14 protein-coding genes are annotated in these 20,044 nt (G+C 59.5%); 7 read left to right on the forward strand and 7 right to left on the reverse strand.

What is annotated here, in order from left to right:
- Window positions 1-20: 20 nt before the first annotated feature.
- On the reverse strand, window positions 21-1,433 hold the full coding sequence (locus FH08_RS0126125) for an FAD-binding oxidoreductase (RefSeq protein WP_031361196.1): 1,413 nt from the start codon (window positions 1,431-1,433) through the stop codon (window positions 21-23).
- A gap of 8 nt (window positions 1,434-1,441) precedes the next feature.
- Window positions 1,442-2,185, reverse strand: a complete 744-nt coding sequence (locus tag FH08_RS0126130; protein WP_031361197.1) for a FadR/GntR family transcriptional regulator — start codon at window positions 2,183-2,185, stop codon at window positions 1,442-1,444.
- 45 nt (window positions 2,186-2,230) lie between these two features.
- Between FH08_RS0126130 and FH08_RS0126135 the strand changes: the two genes are divergently transcribed.
- On the forward strand, window positions 2,231-2,446 hold the full coding sequence (locus tag FH08_RS0126135) for a hypothetical protein (protein WP_031361198.1): 216 nt from the start codon (window positions 2,231-2,233) through the stop codon (window positions 2,444-2,446).
- A gap of 157 nt (window positions 2,447-2,603) precedes the next feature.
- Here the strand turns inward: FH08_RS0126135 and FH08_RS0126145 are convergent, their stop codons facing one another.
- The gene (locus FH08_RS0126145; protein ID WP_031361199.1) at window positions 2,604-3,164 is read right to left on the reverse strand and encodes a TetR/AcrR family transcriptional regulator; all 561 of its coding nucleotides are present in this window, start codon (window positions 3,162-3,164) and stop codon (window positions 2,604-2,606) included.
- 118 nt (window positions 3,165-3,282) lie between these two features.
- On the opposite strand from FH08_RS0126145, the gene FH08_RS0126150 reads away from it, so the two are divergent.
- The 3 genes from FH08_RS0126150 (at window position 3,283) to FH08_RS0126160 (ending at window position 7,538) form a co-directional block, all read left to right on the forward strand.
- Window positions 3,283-3,729: a VOC family protein gene (locus FH08_RS0126150; protein WP_031361200.1), complete on the forward strand. Its 447-nt coding sequence runs from the start codon at window positions 3,283-3,285 to the stop codon at window positions 3,727-3,729.
- Between the two features lie 496 nt (window positions 3,730-4,225).
- Window positions 4,226-5,359, forward strand: coding sequence for an MFS transporter (locus FH08_RS0126155; protein ID WP_200878788.1), 1,134 nt, complete (start codon window positions 4,226-4,228; stop codon window positions 5,357-5,359).
- A 1,009-nt stretch (window positions 5,360-6,368) separates the two neighbouring features.
- On the forward strand, window positions 6,369-7,538 hold the full coding sequence (locus FH08_RS0126160; RefSeq protein WP_081889577.1) for a GNAT family N-acetyltransferase: 1,170 nt from the start codon (window positions 6,369-6,371) through the stop codon (window positions 7,536-7,538).
- Between the two features lie 152 nt (window positions 7,539-7,690).
- Here the strand turns inward: FH08_RS0126160 and FH08_RS0126165 are convergent, their stop codons facing one another.
- On the reverse strand, window positions 7,691-8,938 hold the full coding sequence (locus tag FH08_RS0126165; RefSeq protein ID WP_031361203.1) for a GNAT family N-acetyltransferase: 1,248 nt from the start codon (window positions 8,936-8,938) through the stop codon (window positions 7,691-7,693).
- Between the two features lie 173 nt (window positions 8,939-9,111).
- Here FH08_RS0126165 and FH08_RS52635 point away from each other — a divergent pair, with 173 nt between their 5' ends.
- Both FH08_RS52635 and FH08_RS0126180 read left to right on the forward strand, forming a co-directional pair.
- Window positions 9,112-9,501 (forward strand): hypothetical protein, encoded by a 390-nt coding sequence (locus FH08_RS52635; RefSeq protein ID WP_160172504.1) that lies wholly within the window; start codon window positions 9,112-9,114, stop codon window positions 9,499-9,501.
- A 968-nt stretch (window positions 9,502-10,469) separates the two neighbouring features.
- Complete coding sequence (locus FH08_RS0126180) at window positions 10,470-10,673, forward strand: DUF2970 domain-containing protein (RefSeq protein ID WP_031361205.1); 204 nt, start codon at window positions 10,470-10,472, stop codon at window positions 10,671-10,673.
- Window positions 10,674-10,766: 93 nt separating this feature from the next.
- Here the strand turns inward: FH08_RS0126180 and FH08_RS0126185 are convergent, their stop codons facing one another.
- The 3 genes from FH08_RS0126185 to FH08_RS48605 form a co-directional block, all read right to left on the reverse strand.
- Window positions 10,767-12,194 (reverse strand): PLP-dependent aminotransferase family protein, encoded by a 1,428-nt coding sequence (locus FH08_RS0126185; RefSeq protein ID WP_031361206.1) that lies wholly within the window; start codon window positions 12,192-12,194, stop codon window positions 10,767-10,769.
- A 403-nt stretch (window positions 12,195-12,597) separates the two neighbouring features.
- Window positions 12,598-14,220 carry an ATP-binding protein gene (locus FH08_RS53540; protein ID WP_235210500.1) on the reverse strand — a complete coding sequence of 541 codons (1,623 nt, stop codon included), beginning with the start codon at window positions 14,218-14,220 and terminating at the stop codon, window positions 12,598-12,600.
- A 111-nt stretch (window positions 14,221-14,331) separates the two neighbouring features.
- Entirely contained in the window at window positions 14,332-18,102 is a 3,771-nt protein-coding gene (locus FH08_RS48605; RefSeq protein ID WP_235210501.1) for an ATP-binding protein, read from the reverse strand.
- Between the two features lie 550 nt (window positions 18,103-18,652).
- Between FH08_RS48605 and FH08_RS0126195 the strand changes: the two genes are divergently transcribed.
- Entirely contained in the window at window positions 18,653-19,576 is a 924-nt protein-coding gene (locus tag FH08_RS0126195; RefSeq protein WP_031361207.1) for a sterol desaturase family protein, read from the forward strand.
- Window positions 19,577-20,044: the final 468 nt, after the last annotated feature.

Genomic DNA, 20,044 nt, shown 5'->3' on the forward strand with positions numbered 1-20,044 from the left:
TGCAAGCGCCCGTGTTCTCATCAGAAGATCTTGCCCGGATTCATGATGCCGTGGGGATCGAAGACCTTTCGAATCTCGCGCATCAGGCGGATTTCCAGCGGGTCTTTATAGCGGCTGAAATACTCGCGCTTGAGTTGTCCAATGCCGTGTTCGGCACTGATGCTGCCGCCATAACGCGCTACTTCGTCCAGCACTTGCGCCGTCAATCCCTCTCCGTGAAGCTGGAAGAACTCGCGCGGCGCGCCCACCGGACGCGAGAGATTGTAGTGAAGGTTGCCATCGCCGAAATGACCGAACACGATCAGCCGCACGCCCGCGTGATGCCTGTCGATGCGCTCTCCCGCCGAGGCAAGAAACGCGGGAATGGAAGCAATCGGCAACGAGACATCATGCTTCACATGCGGACCATCGGCACGCTGGGCTTCAGAGATTTCCTCACGAAGCCGCCACATGCTGTTCACCTGTGCAATTGATTCGGATACCGCAGCATCCACACACAACTCGCGTTCAAGTGCTTCGCCGATCACCGTTTCCACAAGCTCGCGCAACGCGGCTTCATCGACGGTATCCGCTAGTTCGATCAGCACGTAAGCCGGATGACGTTCGGCGAACGGCGCGCGCATGCCATCGACTTGTTCAAGCACCATACTGAGGCATTCGGCGGTAAAGAATTCGAACGCCTGCATGCGCGGGCCGCCGCGTTCGAACAGGAGTTCGAAAAGATCGAGCGCCTGCTGCGACGAATTCACGGCCGCCAGCACGACCACGCGCACGTCGTTGCGCGGATACAGCCGCAGCGCCGCGGCGGTGATGACGCCGAGCGTCCCTTCCGCGCCGATCAGCAATTGCTTGAGGTCGTAACCGGTGTTGTCCTTGCGCAGCGTGCGCAGGCCGTGAAAGATTTCGCCATTCGGCAGGACGGCTTCAAGTCCGAGCACCAGTTCCCGCGTCATGCCATAGCGCACGACATTGACGCCGCCCGCGTTCGTCGACAAATTGCCGCCCAACTGGCACGAATCCTCGGCGGCGAGGCTAAGCGGCAGCAGGCGATGTTCTTCCGCTGCTGCCCGCCGCAGGTTGCCGAGAATGCAGCCGGCTTCAGCGACCAGCGTGTTGCCGATCGTATCGATGCTGCGAATAGCGTGCATCCGGTCCAGGCTCAGGATCACGTTCGCGGGGCTGGCGTCGGGCGTGGCGCCGCCGCACAGGCCCGTGTTGCCGCCGCGCGGCACGACCGGCACACGAGCGTCCGAGCAGAGCGCGAGGACTGCAGCAACATCCTCGGTGCTCGATGGGCGCACGACCGTTTGTGCGTGGCCGGTGTACATGCCTCGCCAGTCCGACAGCCACGGCGCGATTTCTTCTGGAGCGGTGATGACAGCGTCAGGTCCGAGCTTGTCGATCAGACGTTGGGGGAAAGTGATGTCGGTCATTTAGTCGTTCACGTGTTCGTCAGGGAGCTGAGGTTCGCGGCGCTGCTGAGTGCGTCGCGGCCAGGAATCGTGAGGTTCAAGCGGGCGGCTGCGTTCTGCAAATGCGAAGTTGCTGCGATGCGCGCGGCCACAGGATCGCCGGCACGGATCGCTTCGAATACGCGGACGTGTTCACGGTGGACTTCGTCAGGCAGACGCTGACGCGCGAGCGAATGCGTACGGGCTGTCTGCACGGCCTGGCGGATCTGGAGGTTGAGGTACTGGAGTAGATCGACGTAGTAGCGGTTGTGGGTGGCATCGGCGATCGCGACATGGAACGCGATGTCCAGCTCCACGGCGTGGTCCGGGGTGTAGAGGTTATCGGCGAGCGATTTGAGAATGGCCGCCAGTGCGTCGATGTCGGCTTCAGTCCGGCGCACGGCAGCCAGCGCCGCTGCTGCGCCTTCCAGATCGAGCCGCAGCTCGTAGACGTCAGCGAGGTCCGCCCGATCCGCACCGACCGCGTGGGGGACGCGAAAACCTCCCGTTTCCGTACGCGCCTTAACGGTACAACCCGCGCCCTGCCGGCTGTCGATCAGGCCATTCGAGCGCAGGCGCTCCGTCACTTCACGGATGACCGACTGGCTGACGCCGAAGCGCGCAGCCAGATCCTTACCGGATGGGAGCTTGGTGCCGACCGGGTAAACCCCGTCGCGGATATCGCCCGTCATTTGCTGGGCGACTTGCTGGGTCAGGGTTAGCGCTTTTGTCACGGAGGTCTGGAGTTTCAGTCGATCGGTTTAGGTTATCCGGTTTGCATGTTATATGAAAACTTTCGGCAAGTGAACGACAGACGTACCGATCAGGACCGTCAGGACCGCCCAAAGCAAAGCGGTCACCAACTGACCGTAGTGTCGGGCGTCGCCATTCCTGAAAAATCTATCCTTGAATTTAAAGCGATTTTTCAGGAAGAGTGGCAGCGGGCGCACGACACGCGCCAAAGAAAGTCAAATGTCCTTCTCACTCTGCTGTAGTAAGTGAAATAGCCGGTCATGTTCTAATCGACGCGCCTGGATGCCATAGTGGGTCGCTGCACCGGCTGCTTGCTTGCCGCCGATGCGTTGAACGCGGCACGCCGGAATTGGGCGATCGCCGCGCTCATCGTTGACCCTCTGATTCTCGGAGCGGGCGCTATGCTGGTCTATCTAACGCCGCAAGGACGACATTGCGCGCGTGGAGCAGGACAGATTTGAGCTCGTCTGCGGAAACCTCTGCGAGCCCGAGTCCTCGGAGCAGAAAAATACCTTCAACAGCCAGCAGTGCGTGACGCACTTCAGCAACCTCACCATGTTCCGATCGAAGCGGATCGAGCAGTGCACGGTAAAGGTTTCGCACCGGCCCCAGCATGTCAGGGGCGTGCACCAGGCCGGTTACCAGAAAAGCCGCCATTTGCGTCGAGGCGTCGTCCTCGCCCAGTGCTTCCTCGATATGCGCGAGGACCAATTCGACCGGCCCAGTTGGCCCGCTGCCAAGTCGCCGACGCACTGCCTCCTGAAAACGAGCAACTTCTCGTTCTAGCGCAGCGTGTATCAAGCCATCCTTAGTCGCAAAGGTATAGACGAGACCGCCCTTGCTGATCCCCGCACGCTCGGCCACGGCATCGAGCGTGAAATTTCGGCCACCTGATTCGAGGATGACGGCCTCGGCAGCATCTAAAACCCGGTCTTTGTCGATTTCCTTTTTTCGCGTCACAACAACCCCTTGCTTTTTCGACTGGCCAGTCGGATAATATTTCCGACTGGCCAGTCAGATTAGCGTAGCGATGCTCGCGGCGCAAGATTGTTTCTCAACTAACTCCCTGGGGTACGTTATGAATGAACATGCAAAGGAAGATCTATTGCCTGCCTTGACTCTTGGTCACTTTGTTATGAAAGTCCAAGATGCTGCGGCGAGCTCTCGCTTTTATATTGGTTTAGGTCTGCGCGCATTCGGCACCTTTCCCGGATTGGCGATCGTTGAAATGCGTGGTGGCACGCATTTGCTGTTGGTCGACAAGGGAGATGATGAGGCTGGCGCTTTGCGGAACAGTCAGAATGGCCAGAGGCCTGATTTCAGCAGCGAAAAAATAGACCTGATGATCGCAGCGCGTACAAAAGCGGATCTTGAATCCTACAGGGTCGGCCTGATCGGTAAGGGATATTTACCGTCAGCTATCGCGGATGGCGACTTATACGGCCACCACTATTTCTCGATGCAGGATCCCGATGGCAATGGCATCAGTTTCTATACCAGCCACTGCAGCGATAAGCCCGTTTGATATTGCTGCTGGTTAGTCGCGCAGCATCCGCCCATTTCGCTTTATTTCTCTTAACCTGGCCCGCTCTCGGCGTCTCGCCATATCAACGTAGAACGGCCGCTTCCTGAGGGTCTGAAGGGCCGTGAGGGGTCGCCCACCGCTGGCGGCCCCGGCCAGATTGCGGCCATAGCGACCGTCGGATCGGATGACCGTTATTAACGAGCGCGCGGACTGCTCAAGCGTTTCCAATTTCCAGCCTCAGCCCGGTGTTACGGCAATGCGGGAGTGTCCCGCGCGACCTGACCATAGCAATCGAGGAGCGGCTGCGATAATCTCCAGCGTGCGCGCCGGGCGGACCGTCGCTGCCGAACAACTTCAGCAGCATCACCAGGGGGTTCGTTCCACGATGTCTGACCAAAGCGGTAGTCAATCCGTCACGATGTCTGACCGAACCGGTAGTAAATCTGCATTGCGTCAAGTTGCAGCTTCGAGGCTTTTTCTCGGTGCAACCATTGCGATGTTCCTGTCGGGTCTCGGCGCGTCAGCGGCTGCACCACAGATCGTTCTGTTCTTGGTGAAGGAACTCGGCGCCTCGCTGCCGTTGGCCGGACTCTATTACTTGACCAGCCTTGCAGCTCCAGTCGCGGGGTATTTCGTCGGCCGCTACTCCGATCACACGGGGAATCGCCTCGGTCTTTTTCGCATGTGTGCTGCGGCGGGCTTTGTGGGCTGGGCGGGGCTGGCCCTCGCTACTTCGGTCTGGATGCCCTTCATCATCGCCATCGCTTTGCTGGCCATTTCCGGTGCTGCCGCCTCGCAAATTTTTGCGGCCGTCCACGATGAACTCAGCGACAAGTCCGGCGACGCAAATGAAAGTGTCGTTGCCATCATCCGTATGGCGCTTACCGGCGGATGGATCGTTGGGCCTGTCCTGGGGGCGTGGGTGGCAGCAGCCTACGGCCTGCGCCCCATGCTTTGGATGACCGCCATCTGCATGCTTCTACAGATCGCACCTCTCGGAACGCTGAACCCAACCGTCAAGCTCAAGCCGGAGTCGGCGAGTGAGCCCGCGCGTCACTCCAACCTGCGTGCCATGCTTCCGCTGCTGACGTTCACGGGACTCTTCGTCCTGGTCTACGCAGGGGAACCGGTGAAGTACGGATTCCTGCTGATCTACATGGAAGAACACCTCAAGCTAAGTCCGGCCGTACGGGGAGCGGTCATCGGGATACAGCCTTTCATCGAACTACTCATCATGCCCTTCAGCATCGGGCTGGGCCGCAAGCTTGGCAACGTGTGGTTGATGTGTATCGCGGCCGCCATCGGGGTGTTTGCGAATCTTTGCTTTGCGCTCTGGTCGTCGGCAGCGGGCATGTTCGCCGGACAGATCCTCATGGGTGGTGTCTGGGGCATATTTATGGTTCTGGGCATCATCGTCGCTCAACGCCTGCTTCCCAACGCGGTGGGGACGGCGTCGGCAATCTTCATGAGTTCGACGGCTCTCGCCTCGGCGTTAGGAGGCATCGCGGGCGGTTTCGGGGTCGCATCCTTGGGCCTTCCCAATGTCTTCCTGCTGCCAGCGCTCTTCGCGGGTATGGCAGTTATTGGACTGGCATTGATGGCACGCACCGAACGCTTCAAGGTGTATTGATCTCGGCGAGTCTCTTCGCGCTTCACCATCGCGTTAAGCCAGGCCTTGGACGGCGCGAGCTGCGCTGCAGATATATGGCGCGGCGCGCAGTGTTTGCGTTCCCGGCTCCACCTATATCGCCGGCGTGTTGAGTGCCCCAGGTATGGGTGAACGCGTCCCCTCGCCGGCCAGCTCGCACACGCGCTCGAGCACAGATGCAGCGTCCATTTCAGATCGAGAACCGATCGTTGGTTCCGAGGACAGGAAAATCAGAGTTGGATCGACTTCTGCCGAACGCGGGCCGATCAATGGCGGCACACTCCGTTAGTTCAACGTCGGACCGTGTTTGGCCATCGAGGGACATTCGTTCGTCGGGTCGCTGCGACGTTCGACCGGCCGCTGTCCCCTTTGATGAGGACGTTCAGCGCGCGGTTCTCGCGGCGTATGTATGAACCGCGTGTTAGCGCTGGGCAATTCGGCCGAGGTGTCGCACACCTTGTAAGGACAACGAAGGCCGACCTACGTTTATCTGCGAGAGCGGGCGGAGCGGATCCACTTTGACTATGCCGTCGGGCTTCGGCACTGCGCTTGTTAGGTAACTACATGATTATCAATGCCGTGACCACGATGCAATCTGGAGAATCGCGAGTGACAACATTGCGCCTGATCGTGAACGTGTGTCCGCGAACATTGAAATCGCACTTACGCGGGTAGTGTTCGGTAAATAGAAAATAAAGTCCGCGGTAGCCACGGTGATTTGCGCGGCATTCCGGAGCTGCACAGGGATGACTGCCGAGACGAAACGCAAACCACTTGCATCAATCTATGAATCAGGTCGTGAGCACCACATATAAACCTGCATTGCAACTGGTCCATTCGTCGCCTGGCGTAAAGCGTTCTGTCGATACGATCAGGGCGGACATCCCGGTATCGAACCCGCGTTGCAACAGCGGTAAGCGGGCCACGTGAGACAGCGTTCACAACGCCTGACGCCGCTGCGGGCGCGTCGATGACAGGTTCTGGAGAGAGCATGCAAAACCTAAACTCGTCGTTTGGCTCCGCCCGCGCCTCGCTGACACCAAGCAACAGTCCTGACAGCACGCGATCGCCGTTCACGAGTGCGTTTCCCACTATCGGCACCGCACGGGTCACCGCCCCCGCGCAAGTCGATGCTGAGACTGCGCACCGCAGCGCGCTGCGTGGCGCGCGTTTCGCGGCGCCGCAGCTTTATCCGGACAACGGAGCCACCCCGGCGAGCGTGCCGCTTCCCGCACAGTCGGTTTTCCACAAAGCGTGGTGGCTCGACCTCGCGACCGACGGCAACTGGCGCGCGGCGACTGTGCGGCGGGGTAACGAGGTCGTCGGCGAGATGCCGTACTCGCTCGGGCGCAAGGGACTTTGGCGCACGTCGCAGATGCCGCCGCTCACGCGCACACTTGGACCCGCTCTCAAACCTTTCGCAGGCGATCCGGCACACGCAATGCTCGATCGTATCGACATCACCACGCGGCTCATCGAGCAGATTCCGGAAGTGGACAGCTTTTATCAAATCTTCGATCCGCGCGTGGAAGATGCCCTCGCATTCGGGCTGAACGGCTTTACCGTATCGACGCGCTACACGCTGCAGTTCGCTCCGGAACGCAACGTGGAGCAACTGTGGAAAGGACTCAATGGCAAGACCCGCAACCTGATTCGCACCGGGCAAAAATTTCTGAAGGTTGCACCTATCGAGTCGCCTGCCGAATTCAACCGGTTCTACGAATCCAATCTCACAGTGCGCAGCCGCTCGAACATCTACGGCGCGGATCTGATGCAGCGGCTCGTCAGCGCGTTCGTCGAGCGGGGCGAGGGGTATCTGCTTGGCGCCTACAACGCGAACGGTCTTCTCGTGGCGGCGATTGGCGTGACCTGTGACTCGCACGCGGCGTACTACCTTCTGTCCTCCCGCAGTCCGAGCGCTCACGGCAGCGCGATCAGCGTGCTGATCTGGGCGGCGATCCAGGATGCGATGAAGCGAAAACTCACCTTCGATTTCGACGGTATCCCCAACGCGAATACCTACCGCTTTCTGAGTGGCTTCAATCCGACGCTTAGGCCGAGACTCGTGGTCGAGCGGCACAAACCCCTTTGGTCGATGGCCAAGGCTGCCCGACGCTTGGTCCTACCGAAGAAACCCGGATGGTTTTTGTCGACTATGTGAAAGGAAGTGGGTGAGGGAGTTTTACCCATAGACCTTGGGAACGGCCTTGCCGGCCTCTGTTTTTTCCACGTGCTGCGCCGCTTCGTGCTTTGGGATGTATCTGCGCTTGCGCCAGTCGAGATAGGGAGGCTTTTGCAGCGCGCTTCTCCGCTTCAGGCTTCGCCAAGTTCCGGCGCTTGCGCCATGGCGAGAGATGGCCGCATTTCAGCGATGTCTGGATCAGCCGTCCGGGCGGTCGCCGCGGCGAGGGCATCGGCTTGATCAGCGGCTTTATTGGTGCTGGCGCGTGCTCTGGCCGCGCGCAAATCGGCCAGTTTTTTCGCGAGATTCTTGGCGTGAAACGCCAACTTTCCCCACTGCGTGGTAGCAATCTGAAAGCTGGTGTTCGGCAGTACATTGCCCCGGCTCCAGTACCCCTTGAATTCTTCTGTGCCGATGCCGAAGTCGAGATCCATTCGATTTTCCCATGCCCACTTGACGCAGCGTTCCATCAGGATCGACCCGGGGGCGAACCTGGAAAATTTCGAGTCGAAGGCGCCGATCAGGCCGTTCACGCACGTATGCCCCAAGCCCATGATGTACGCGGCGACCGGCAAGCCGTCCAGCGTCATCACGAAGACTGTTCCCATCGGCTGCGCGTGCGTGCCGTCGGCGAGACTGACCAGAAAGTCCCGATAACCCTGCGAATAAAGCCAGGGCCCGCTCTTTTCGAAGTGTTCTGCCCATTCGCGTTTGCGTGCGAGCATCCAGTCCACCCATTGGGCGTGCGCGTGCGTATCGTCAGCTTCGAGAATGCGGATGTCCAGGACACCCTCCTTTTCGAAACGCCTCTCACGCGCACCGGGCTTCTTCTTCGACAACGTGCCGAGCGTGTTGCAGTATGCCGTCCAGTCCGGCTCCTTACGCAGTAACGCCGTCGCGGAGACATCCTGCTTCGCCGCGACGAGGCCCGCGTGTCGCGAGGCGAGATCGTGGAGCGCGGCGTTCTTCGCGACATACGGAATAGAGAAGAGATCGGCGTGGCAATGTTGGGTTGCGGCGCGCCAAGCTGCATTGAGCGCCGCGCTCGAGCCGGTGGCCGTGAGAATGCTCGTGTGTTCAGCGGTACCGGGCGCAAGCGGTTCGAGCACGGTACAGAAGAACCGCCGGTGGCTCATGAGCGGCCAGACGAGCACGAGTTCACCGTTCTCCCGGTAGACGATGCAACGCAGCCGGTAACCGCTCGGCTTCGCCGCCTGGGTCCAGCACTGCCAGCAGACATCGAAAGCCTGGTGATGGCGTCCATCGACTTGCGACCAGAGCGCATTCCATTCGTCTCGGAGCGCGAGGAAAGCGTCGGGATCAGTGATGATATCGAGGCCGGATTGCCGGTCTCTCATATCGTCTTCAGATCGCTGCATGGCGGTACTCTGGCTGGTTTCAAGTGGGCCGGCTCGCCGCTGTCCTCGCGGCATCGCCCGGCGTGCTTCGGCGTGCGGGATAGCGGGCGCAGATTCGCGGTTTGCCACACTTTGAGGCTTGAGACAGGTAGCGTCGGTGCGGTGATCAACATACCTTTCAGGGCAGTCGGCTGATGCCGGTATCAGCTCGGTTGCAAAGTCCACTCGGTGTCGACCCTGACGATCAACAATCTGATAAAGGTCGTGCGTCGATGGGCCGTATCGGCGTGGTCGGTGTGTTGGATACCGTCAAGCAGGACGTCCAGTGCGTGCGTGCCGTGGTCGAGAATCTCTATCGTGACGTTCCGGCGAACGTACCGGGCATGTCGCGGCGCGTGGCTATAAAGCTTCGTCAGAAGGTGCGGAGACAGTTGCGGGTTTCGGCAGTTGCTGCGGGGCTTTGGTGCGAGTGGGCGGGGTACTTGCGCCAGTTCCGACTGTCGGGCCGGCGCCGCAGTCGTTCTACAGCTCGTCGATTATTTACGGCGGCCAAGCGGTCGGCTGATCTGCTCGCGTACTGCTAAGCGCCCGCTCAGGCGCGATCGCCCAGTAACGCCACGCCGGCTGGCGAGCGCTATCACGTCTCTGATCTGTTGACGATTGTTGCAAGGAAGTCTCCCTTCGCGTCCCAACCGATCTTCGCGAGCAGCGCTTGTCGAAGGTGCAATGGCCAGATCGCGAACTGCATGCAGTTCTGCAGGTGAATCCGAATTACCCAGATGTCCTTCTGCTTCAGCGGCGGCTTTTGCCCGAGCCTGAACCCGACCATGACGCGTTGATAACGCCGGTCTGCACATAGTGTCCGGAATTGACACATTTTATTTTTTACTCAATGCTCGGGGCGCTCAAATCAACGACTCTGACACTTTTCGACCAAATTCAAAATCTAGGCTGCACGCGGGTATTTTTGACACTTTTTATTTTTGCGATCAACTTTGATCTGAAGGAATAAAACCGGTCATGGCGTTTTTCACAACGTGAGCTGCAATGAGCCGGTACGAGTCTGAGCTAATTGTGGGCGGACAAGGGACTGGGCGCTGGCCTCAATACGGCCGGTAGGATAAGTAACGCTTGAGTCTGCCGGTTTGAGCCTGATTCTCTCCGGCGGCGCAAGGGTTCTCGCAGATGGTTCACGGAAATTGACGGTCGGTCTTGTTATTCCCGCCTGACGTAACGGTGTGGGCGTTAGTGTCCCACTCGGCATTTGCCGACATTCGGGTGGAGCCTTCAGTGGTCGCCGTGCTGTCAGGCACCATTTTCAGGCTACGTTGAGCAATGAAATGAGCAACTCTTCACCTCGACGGTACGATTCGATCTGCACCGTCGCGAATTACGTTGACGCGACGTTGACGCGCGAGAGGATCGGCTGCTTACATAGCGGACCGCGACGAATTGCGGCCCGTGCTTACTACGCATTGCACGAATCTGCTGCTGTTTCCGATTCCCGGGTGGATGGATCATGGATGCATTCCAAACCAACAGGAGCAGCGCCATGGAATTCCTCCGAGTCGTCCGCATCGTTCTTTCCAGCTTCTTCGGCGTGCGCAAGCGTGCGTCGCATGAGGCGGACTTCGCCAACGTGAACTTTGTCTTGCTGCCGTTCGTGGCCGTGTTCATGGCAGTGGTCATCGGCGCGATCATATTCGGCTTTGTGCACCTGGTCGCGGACTCGACGAGCGCAATGCAGGGCTTCTGATTCGCGCTTCGCTGCATTGGCCGCGCAACCCGGTTGCTATTGGGGTGGTTGGCTTAACAGCAACGGGATCATCACGGTCGCACTGAGCATAAATCAGATTGATGCGTGCACCGCCGGGTCATCGAGAATCTCGGCAAGGGCACATATGGCTCCATCAATCTCGACGCTCCAGGGATGCCCAAAGTTGATCCGGACGCAATTCTGAAATGCGTGCCTGGCGGAAAAGATCGGACCAGGCGCGATGCTGATACCACGGCCGATCGCGAGCCGGTGCAGCGCCATTGCATCGACCGCGTCCGGCAATTGCAGCCATAGGAAGTAACCGCCCGAGGGCGTCACCCATCGGACCTCACGCGGCAGGTAACGCCGCAAAGCCGCCTCCATGGCTGCACGTTGCGTCTGCATCGCTGCGTGCAGCTTGCGCAGATGCCGGTCGAAGCCGCCGTGCTCCAGGTAGTGCGCGATGCCCGCCTGCGCAGGGATGCTGGCCGAGAGCGTCGTCATCAGTTTGAGCCGCTGCACGCGATCCGCGAAGCGTCCAGCGGACGCCCATCCGATACGATAACCCGGTGCAAGCGTCTTCGAAAACGAACTGCAGTGCATGACCAGTCCGTTGCTATCGAAGGCTTTCGCAGGGAGTGGCCGATCACGGCTGAAGTGCAGCTCCTGATAAACGTCGTCCTCGATCAGCGGTACGTCGCGCGCTGCAAGCATGTCAACGAGCAACTTCTTCTTTGCGTCGGAAAGGGTGACGCCGGTCGGATTCTGGAAATTGGTCATGAACCAGCATGCGCGAATCGAATGCTTCTCGAGCGCAGCGGCGAGCGCGTCGAGGTCGAGGCCTGTGACCGGATGGACCGGAATCTCGACCGCGCGCAGATCGAGCCGCTCAATGGCCTGCAAGGCCGCGTAGAAGCCCGGCGACTCGACCGCGACGACGTCGCCCGGACGCGTGACGGCCATCAGACACAGATTCAGCGCCTCCAGCGCGCCGTTGGTCACGACGATCTCCTCGGGCGGGATCGACATGCCGGTGGCCACATAGCGCAGCGCGATCTGGCGGCGCAGATGGTCGTTGCCGGGCGGCAGATCCACGACCGTGCTCCATGGGCTGAGCGCCCGCGTGCCTTGAGTCAGCGATTTGAGCAGGCGAGCTGAAGGGAACAACAGGGGGGACGGGAACGCCGAGCCGAGCGGCACGATGTCGGGATGCTTCGCGGCATCGAGGACGGAAAACACCAGATCGCTGATGTCGACCTTCGTTGAATCGGCAAGCGGCATGTCCTGATGCAACGGCACCTGTTTGACCGCCGCACCGCGCGTCACGAAGTAGCCCGCGCGCTCTTCGGCGCGGATCAGCCCCCACTCTTCGAGCAGGTAGTACGCGCGGAAAACCGTCGACTGACTGACACCGCGCTGCGCGATGATCTGCCGGAGCGACGGCAGCCGGGAGCCGATCGGAATCTGCCCCGACCGGATGCCATCAGCGATCGAGTTGGCGAGAACCTCGTAGCGTTTCATGATGGGTTTTCTGCAAATGTCTATCCCATGTCAGGTCGCCGTCGCCGGACGTCGTGCAATGTTCCGTCGCCTATGACGACCCGGCGAAGCTGTCAAAACGCTGTCAGTGGTAATGCAATTCGGCGCGGTCCGTTTTCCCCCAAAACACGCGACATCCGGGCAAAGTGTACGCGACGACGCCTTCACCGGCTCGCAAGTCATTGGACTATGCATAGAGCGCCGAAATGCAGCGTTTCTGTCGCCTTGTGGATTGAGATGCGTAGAGTGCGAAGCTCATCGGCGACCCGGTCCCCCGAGGCGAGCCAGTACCCGATTTGGATTTCAACTGAACCGGGCCCCTCACAGTTGGAAGCGAACGCGCGACTGCGCGCATGTGAGCGCGGCCTAACCGCTTGATAGTTAATTAATGACGGTCGGCAACCGCAACAGGCAGGGTGAACTGAAAGACCGCGCCCCACCCACGCGCGCCGGTGACCCATAAACGCCCGCCATGCGACTCGACGATTGAACGGCTGATGCGAAGCCCCATGCCGGTGCCGTGGGACTTGGTTGTAAAGAACGGATCGAAAATCTGTTCCGCGAGCTGCGGCGGAACGCCCATGCCGGTATCACTGACAGACACAAGGATCTGCCCGTTTTCGGCCCGCTGCGACCTGATGACCATCTCTCGGATTCCATCAACATCCTTCATCGCTTCGATGCTGTTGACGATCAGGTTCATCGCGACCTGCTGCAATTGCACGCGGTCTCCGACAATCCGGGGGAGACCGGCTGCCAGTTCTGTGCGGACCGATATGTCGTATCGCGCTGCCTCGCCGCGCAGGAGCCCCACGGTGTCCCGCACAATCTCGCTGACCTCGACGACCGCCTGATTCAGGGCACCCTTCTCGAACTGTGTGCGGATCCTGGCGATGATCTGGGCAGCGCGTTGTCCGTCTCTCACAATATTGGTGACTGCCGAGCGCGCTTCATCGAGATCCGGCTCATCGCGTTCAAGCCATCGCAGGCAGGCATTTGCGTAAGTGATAACAGCCGTAATCGGTTGATTGATTTCATGAGCCAGAGAAGCGGCCAACTCTCCCATGGTGGTCGCCCGGTTAATGCGTGCGAGATCGGCTTGCGCTTGACGTAGCGCGTCTTCGGCACGCTTCTGCTCGTCGATGTCCGTGGTGGTACCAATGAATCTCAGAACCTTTCCTTCAGCATCACGCAAGACCACAGCTTGTTGGAGATGCCAGCGATAACTTCCGTCGTGAGCGCGCAGGGAGCGGGTTTCTATGGTGAATCCTTGTCCCGAGCGCACCCCGCCCCAAAAGGCCCTCGATGCCGCTTCGCGATCCTCGGGGTGAACTGCGGTCATCCAGGCCTCCGGGTGCGACCGGACGAAGTCGAGAGTCTGGCCGGAGTAGTCAAGCCAAACTTGATTCACGAAGTCCGCTGTCCCATCAGCATTGAGCGTCCAAGCGGATACAGGAAGTCGCTGCAGCAGTCCGGCCTGGAGTTGCAGATCCGAATAGAGGTGCGCATTCTCCAGTGAAATGGCGGCTTGCGAAGCCAGCAACTGCAGAAGAGCAACCCGGTTCGACGTGAAGGCACATGGCGCGAGGTTATTCTCCAGATAAAGCGCGCCGACAAGCTTTGCCTGCCTGACGATGGGCACGCAAAGTATGGAGCGTGAACCCTTACGCCGGACATACTCGTCTTTTGAATACACGCTATCGGCCGAGGCGTCATCGAGGAGCACGCACTCCCGTGTCCGGGTGACATATTGCAGCGCGGATTGCGGGAGGTCGGACGGCGTGATCGTGGCTTGACGAACTGCAACCTCAATATGGCCCGGTCCACTGATCGCTTCCGCTTCGATCCGGGGCTCGCCGCCCTGCGCGCCGCGCCGAAGGAGGATGAGCAGAGCCCGACTAGCCCCTGCGTTTTCGACCGCGAGTCGTACCAGCTTCTCGATCAGAGTGGGAAGGATCATCTCACTGGAAAGTGTCTGCGAAGCTTTGACAACAGTCTCGACATCCAACTGCCCGGTCGGTTCGCCAATCGCGGCTGCGGAACCCGGCGTTCGCTCTCGGCGCAGACTCGGATATCGTTCGTCAAGTTGTTTTACTTTGCCGTGGGCACCCCAACCGCCTTAGCACTGACGCGCGTTGCGGAGATAGAAGTAGCCCGCGCTTTCTATACCGCGCGCCAGGAAAAAACGTCCTGCAAGCTCGTTGGCGACGGCCTCGTTGTGCACAAAACCGTTCGCTTGTGCGGAGCGGATAGCACGCTCGTAGAGGCGTATGGCGTCGAGGTCGCGCCCTCCGATCCGGGCGACTTCCGCGCCCACCAGTGCGGCCCGGTTTTCAAAGTTCTCCGGGCAATTCTCCGCCCATATTGCAAGCTGCCTGTGGTGATCGGCCAGAGCCTCGACGTGCTCCTTTCGCGAGCCTGCGGTTGCAGAGTCAAAAGCACCGGCCCGGGCGAGTCCACCGTAAAAATAAAACTCGGCCACTTCGAAATAGGAGTGCACGGACCAGAGCAAACGTTTCGCATTCAGCGACGCCTGGACCGCGGCACCATGATCGCCGGCAAAAAAATGAGCCTGTAACTTTCTGATCCAATAAAAACACTCTCGCGTCGCCAGGGAGGCATTGCTCGAAAATTGCGCCTCGAATTGACGCTCGTCGAATTCGCCGCCATTGAAAGAACCGAACTGCGTTGTCAGGCCGCGTAATGTCCGCACAAACGCGAGCTGCGTGGCGATCTGGTCAATGAGGCGGCCGAACCGAACTTTCTTCGCAAACTCGAGACCGGTCTCGGCTTCACGCTGCACCTCGGTCAACGGCTCTCCCGTTGCAAGCAGATTGGTGTTCAGGTGGTGGCAGCTGAATGCGCCAAAACTCAGGTCGCCGATCCTGTTTGCCGCGTCGAACGCGCGCCGTATAAGTTGTTGTCCGGTCCTGGCATGTCGCTTCCATGGGATGACACAGCTTCCGAAGCGCATATAGACGCGCGCCTGATAGCGTTGCCATCCATGTTTCTCCACCAGATCGTAGCCTAGTTTTCCGAACTGGAATCCGGCCTCGTAGTTTCCGAAATGGGGCCCGGCGATCATGCCGAACGATACATACGCGAAGCACGATGCGTCGCTGTTGCCATGCTCGAGGCTAAGGGAAAGTATCCGGCAAAGCACGAGCGCGAGAAGGTTCTCGTCGGTGAATTGCGCCGTCAGCACAGCCTCCGTGAAAACATCCAGAGTGTCGAGTACATCCGGATCGGTGATCACGGGAAGACCAATGAGTTCGCCGATTTGCCTCGTCCCCAGCCACGACCAGATTTGTTCGTATTCCTGCAAAACCTGTTCATCCGTCGGATGGGGCGACCAGTCTTTTCCGCGCCCTCGCTGGTATTCGACGAATACCTCCATGCCACGGTCGCCGCGACCTAGCAGGTTATAGAGCGTCAGGCGCAAATGGACAATCAGCGCAGTATCGTGGGCAGTTTTCGCCCGTCCGGCCAGCATGGAAAGACGGCTCTCCGAGCCAGTCATGTCAGCAGTCAGCAATTCGCACGCGGCAAGCAGATGCTCGATCGGAAAGACAAGACCGTAGTTGCGATCCCAGGCATCGTCCGTCAGCAATCTGCGCCCAGCGTGGAGATACTTGAGGGCCGAGGCGTACGCCGTCGAGATCCTGGCGCGTCTGCCCGCGATGAGATTCAGTTGCGCGATCCGTTCACGTTCCGCAATCGACGTGATCAGATGAGCGCCACGGTTGAGTTGATTGACAATCTCGAAGATCCCTTCCTCAAGTTTGTCTGGCGAAGTGTGCGAAGCCATCGACATGCCGATTCGCAGATGCGCCTCGGCGCGCAACGCCTGAGGAATGAGCGAGTAAGCGGCCTCCTGCACACGGTCGTGGAGAAACCGGTAAGCCTCTTCTGAACGCATAACGAGTCCCGTTCGGACTGCTTCCCAAAGCTGTCCGTGCATTTCCTCGATCGAGTCCTGATACACCGTGCGCAGCATGACGAAGTCGGCGCTGTTGCCGAGACACGCGAGCTGCTGCAGCGCTTGCTGCGTTTCGGTGGGCAGGCGGTTCAATTTCCCTACCATGAGGTCCACGACGTTGTCGGTATAACCCTTGGCGTGAATGCGATTCAGATCCCAGCACCACTGCCCCTCGGCGTGATCGAAGACGAGCAACCCCTCTTCGAACAAGGCCGACAAAAACTGAATGGCAAAAAACGGGTTGCCGGTGGTCTTCTCTTCGACCAGTTCCGCTAATGTGCCGGCACGGCCCCGTTCACAATGAAGGGAATCGCCAAGCAACTCTTCCAGGTCGTTGCGCGTTAAAGGCGCAAGTACGATGTCATGCACGATCGCGCCAGCCTGGCGAATGCTTCCCAGCTTACGCGTCAGCGGATGTGTGGCGTCCACTTCGTTGTCGCGATAGGCACCGATCAGCAGCAGGTCTTTAACGTCCGGATGCGTGAGTAAATCTTCCATCAAATCCAGAGTAGCCGCGTCGAGCCATTGCAGATCATCGAGGAAGAGCGCGAGCGGATGCTCCCGCGTGAACGCACCAATGAAGCGACGCAATACCAGTTGGAAACGACTCTGCGCATCCCGCGGCGATAGTTCTGCGACCGGCGGCTGCTCGCCGATAATGAGCTTCAACTCCGGGACCAGATCCACCATGAGCTGACCGTTCGGGCCGAGCGCCACACGGATTGCATCGCGCCAGCGTTCCACCTCTTCCTGGTTCTTCGCGAGAATTGGACGGATAAGGCTCTGGAACGCCTGCGCGAGCGTCGAGTACGGAATGTCGCGCTTGTACTGGTCGAACTTGCCTGATGCAAAGAGGCCTCGGGGCGGGACAAGTGGCTTATGCAGTTCATTAACGACAGCGGACTTGCCGATACCCGAATAGCCGGAAACCAGAACGAGTTCCGGCCTGCCTCCGCTTACGACACGGTCGAAGGACGCGAGCAGCGTATTGATTTCAGTTGAGCGCCCGTACAGTTTTTCGGGAATCAGTAGCCGATCCGACGTGTCGTGGCCGCCAGGCGCGAACTCATCGATGCATCCACGAGATTCCCATTCCTTGAGGCATCGCCGGAGATCGTGCTCCAGCCCCACCGCCGTCTGATATCGCGCTTCAGCGGTTTTAGCGAGTAACTTCACAATGATGGCTGACACTGGCCCGGGCATGTCCGGCGCCCTTTCACGGGGAGATACTGGCTGCCTTGCGATCTGGCAGTGCACCCACTCCATGGGATCAGAAGCGGTGAACGGGAGGCTGCCGGTCGACATCTCGTAAAGCGTGACACCCAGAGAATAGAGATCGCTGCGGGAATCGATTGAGCGATTCATGCGCCCGGTCTGTTCGGGCGCCATATAGGGGAGTGATCCGGCGATAAATTCGGGGGCATCGGGCAACTGGCGCTCGCGAGGGAGTCGGGACGCGATGCCGAAGCCGGTGAGCCACACGTGTCCGGCGTCGTCGACAAGTGCGTTCGCGGGCTTGATGTCCTTATGGATGAAGCCTTGCCGGTGGGCCTGGTTTAGTGCTGCCGCCAAACCGATCCCTATGCGAAGGACGCGAGTCAGATCAATGGGGTGTCGCTTGTGTTGTTCAAGTAACTGATCCAGCGGTTCACCGCCCGGGTCCTTGAGAATGAGGATCGCTCGACCCTGGTGACGGGTCAGCGCCAGCGGCTGAGCGGCCCACGCCGCATCGAGTTCGCTCGCGAGCGACCATTCGTGTTCGAGCCGCCGCCGGCGCTGGGGCGACGACTGATCAGCGGCGAGCGCCAGCGCCAGGACCGGCATAGAACTGCCGAGCGCTCTGCCGCGATAGAGCGTGAAGTCCGCCTCCTCGCGAAGCGCCACTAACATGTACCCGGAATCCTCTGCCATAGAGAACACTCGTGCTGTCAGGTAGAAAGGTCAGTTCTTTCACAGCGAAAGGAATGAACCTTCAATTTCCGCAATCGCGAGTCATGCTATTTTCAGTTGCGGGAAGGCGCTCGCGCCAGGCTGGCGGTTCTCCCCATCACGAGACCCGATGATTGTCGCACACCGATTTGCGATCGGTGTATCAGGGGTCGCCCGGTGGTTTCGGCTCACCTAAAGAATCGACGAACGGCCGTTTCGAGTTGTGAAGCGGCCGCCCAAACGCCCTCTTCACCGTTGACGGGAATGTCCCTTCATGACCTTGCCGGTCAGTGGAGCAAGCAATTGGAAACTGCTCACTAAACGTGAGTCTGTCGCAGTCCATCGCCGCGGCATGCCGCCAGCGCCGACCCTGCACCGCGGCTCGCCCGTCACGGGCGGAATTTCGCGACATCTGGCGACATAGTTTACGCATGGTTTTTAACCGGGCCGAACACTACATTAGCTTCATCCGACGCGATAGCAGCCTTTCCCGCAAACGACGCGTCCAATCTCAACCGTTTATCTGCCCATCATGGTTACCACTGGAAAAATCGCTCTTTGCGCTACGTTGTTCGTCATCGCCGTCTCGCTGATCGAGGCATGCGTGCTCACCCGCAGACAGCGCAATAGCGCAATGCCTTTTGACTGGTATGAAGTGTGGATTTCGCTGGCCGATGTGGCCGGTCGCAAGCTGCTCGCACTGCTGCCGCTTTCGCTCGCGACCCCGATTTTCGCGCTTGCCTGGGATCACCGAATCTTCACCGTCACGCTCAACGGCGCGCTGATGGTGTTCCTGCTCTTTATCGGCCAGGAGTTCTGCTACTACTGGTACCACCGCGCGTCGCACCGCATTCGCTTTTTCTGGGCAACGCATGCGGTTCACCACTCGCCGAATCAACTGACGCTTTCGTCTGCTTACCGGCTTGGCCTGACCGGCAAGCTGACTGGCTCAGCGATGTTTTTCGCCCCCCTCGTATGGCTTGGCGTGCGTCCGGAAATCGTGCTGGCGACGCTGAGTTTTAATCTGCTTTATCAATTTTGGCTGCATAACACGTGGACCCCAAAACTCGGCTGGCTCGAATATGTGTTCAATACGCCATCCGCGCATCGCGTGCACCACGCATCGAATGCCGACTATCTCGATGCGAACTTTGGCGGCGTGCTCGTCATATTCGACCGCTTGTTCGGTACGTATGTCGAAGAACGCGCTGATGAGCCGTGCCGCTACGGTCTCACGACACCAACGCGCTCTCGCAACCCGCTCGTTGTCGAATTCGAACACTGGGTCAGCCTCGCCCGTGATGTCATGTCGGCAGGCAGCGTGTGGACTGCGATCAGGTACGTGATGCTGCCGCCGGGCTGGCGCGTGGACGGTTTTGGCGAAACAACCGAAGCGCTGCGTCAGCAGAAACTGGACGCCCGTCGCACGGCTCCAGTCAGTACGCAGGGACGGTGACGTGGGCGGCAATTTGCCGTCACGGCTCGAGTTCATAACTGCGATATTGCACGTTCCCCAACAAGATAATCCGGACTGCAAACGCTTTTCTTCGAGGACTCGGTCGTTCGCAACTGTCCGCGACCTGGTCGAGCACTGCGCGACTTCGGGGGCATGTCGCCCCAGGGCAATGTGTCATGAAACCGCGCCCGGCGCCCGGCATCAAATTCGCTCTGGGCGGCTGACATGGAATTGCTCTTGTCGTGCGTCGTCAATCACGCGCTACGAACAGCCCTGACAATTGGCGGATAGTCAGAGTGGAACGGTCGGTCGAACGTCAATCTTTGCCAGCGAATGCCCGAAGCTGGCCGAGCTGTGGCAGCACCAGCGCGCAACCAAAGACAAAGCACTGTGGGATGCATGATCAAGCGAAAATTATCTACTTCGTCAAGTGCGATAAGTGAACTGGCGTCTCGATCTGCGTGTTTG

The organism is Caballeronia sordidicola (assembly GCF_000729995.1).
Lineage (GTDB): Bacteria > Pseudomonadota > Gammaproteobacteria > Burkholderiales > Burkholderiaceae > Caballeronia > Caballeronia sordidicola_A.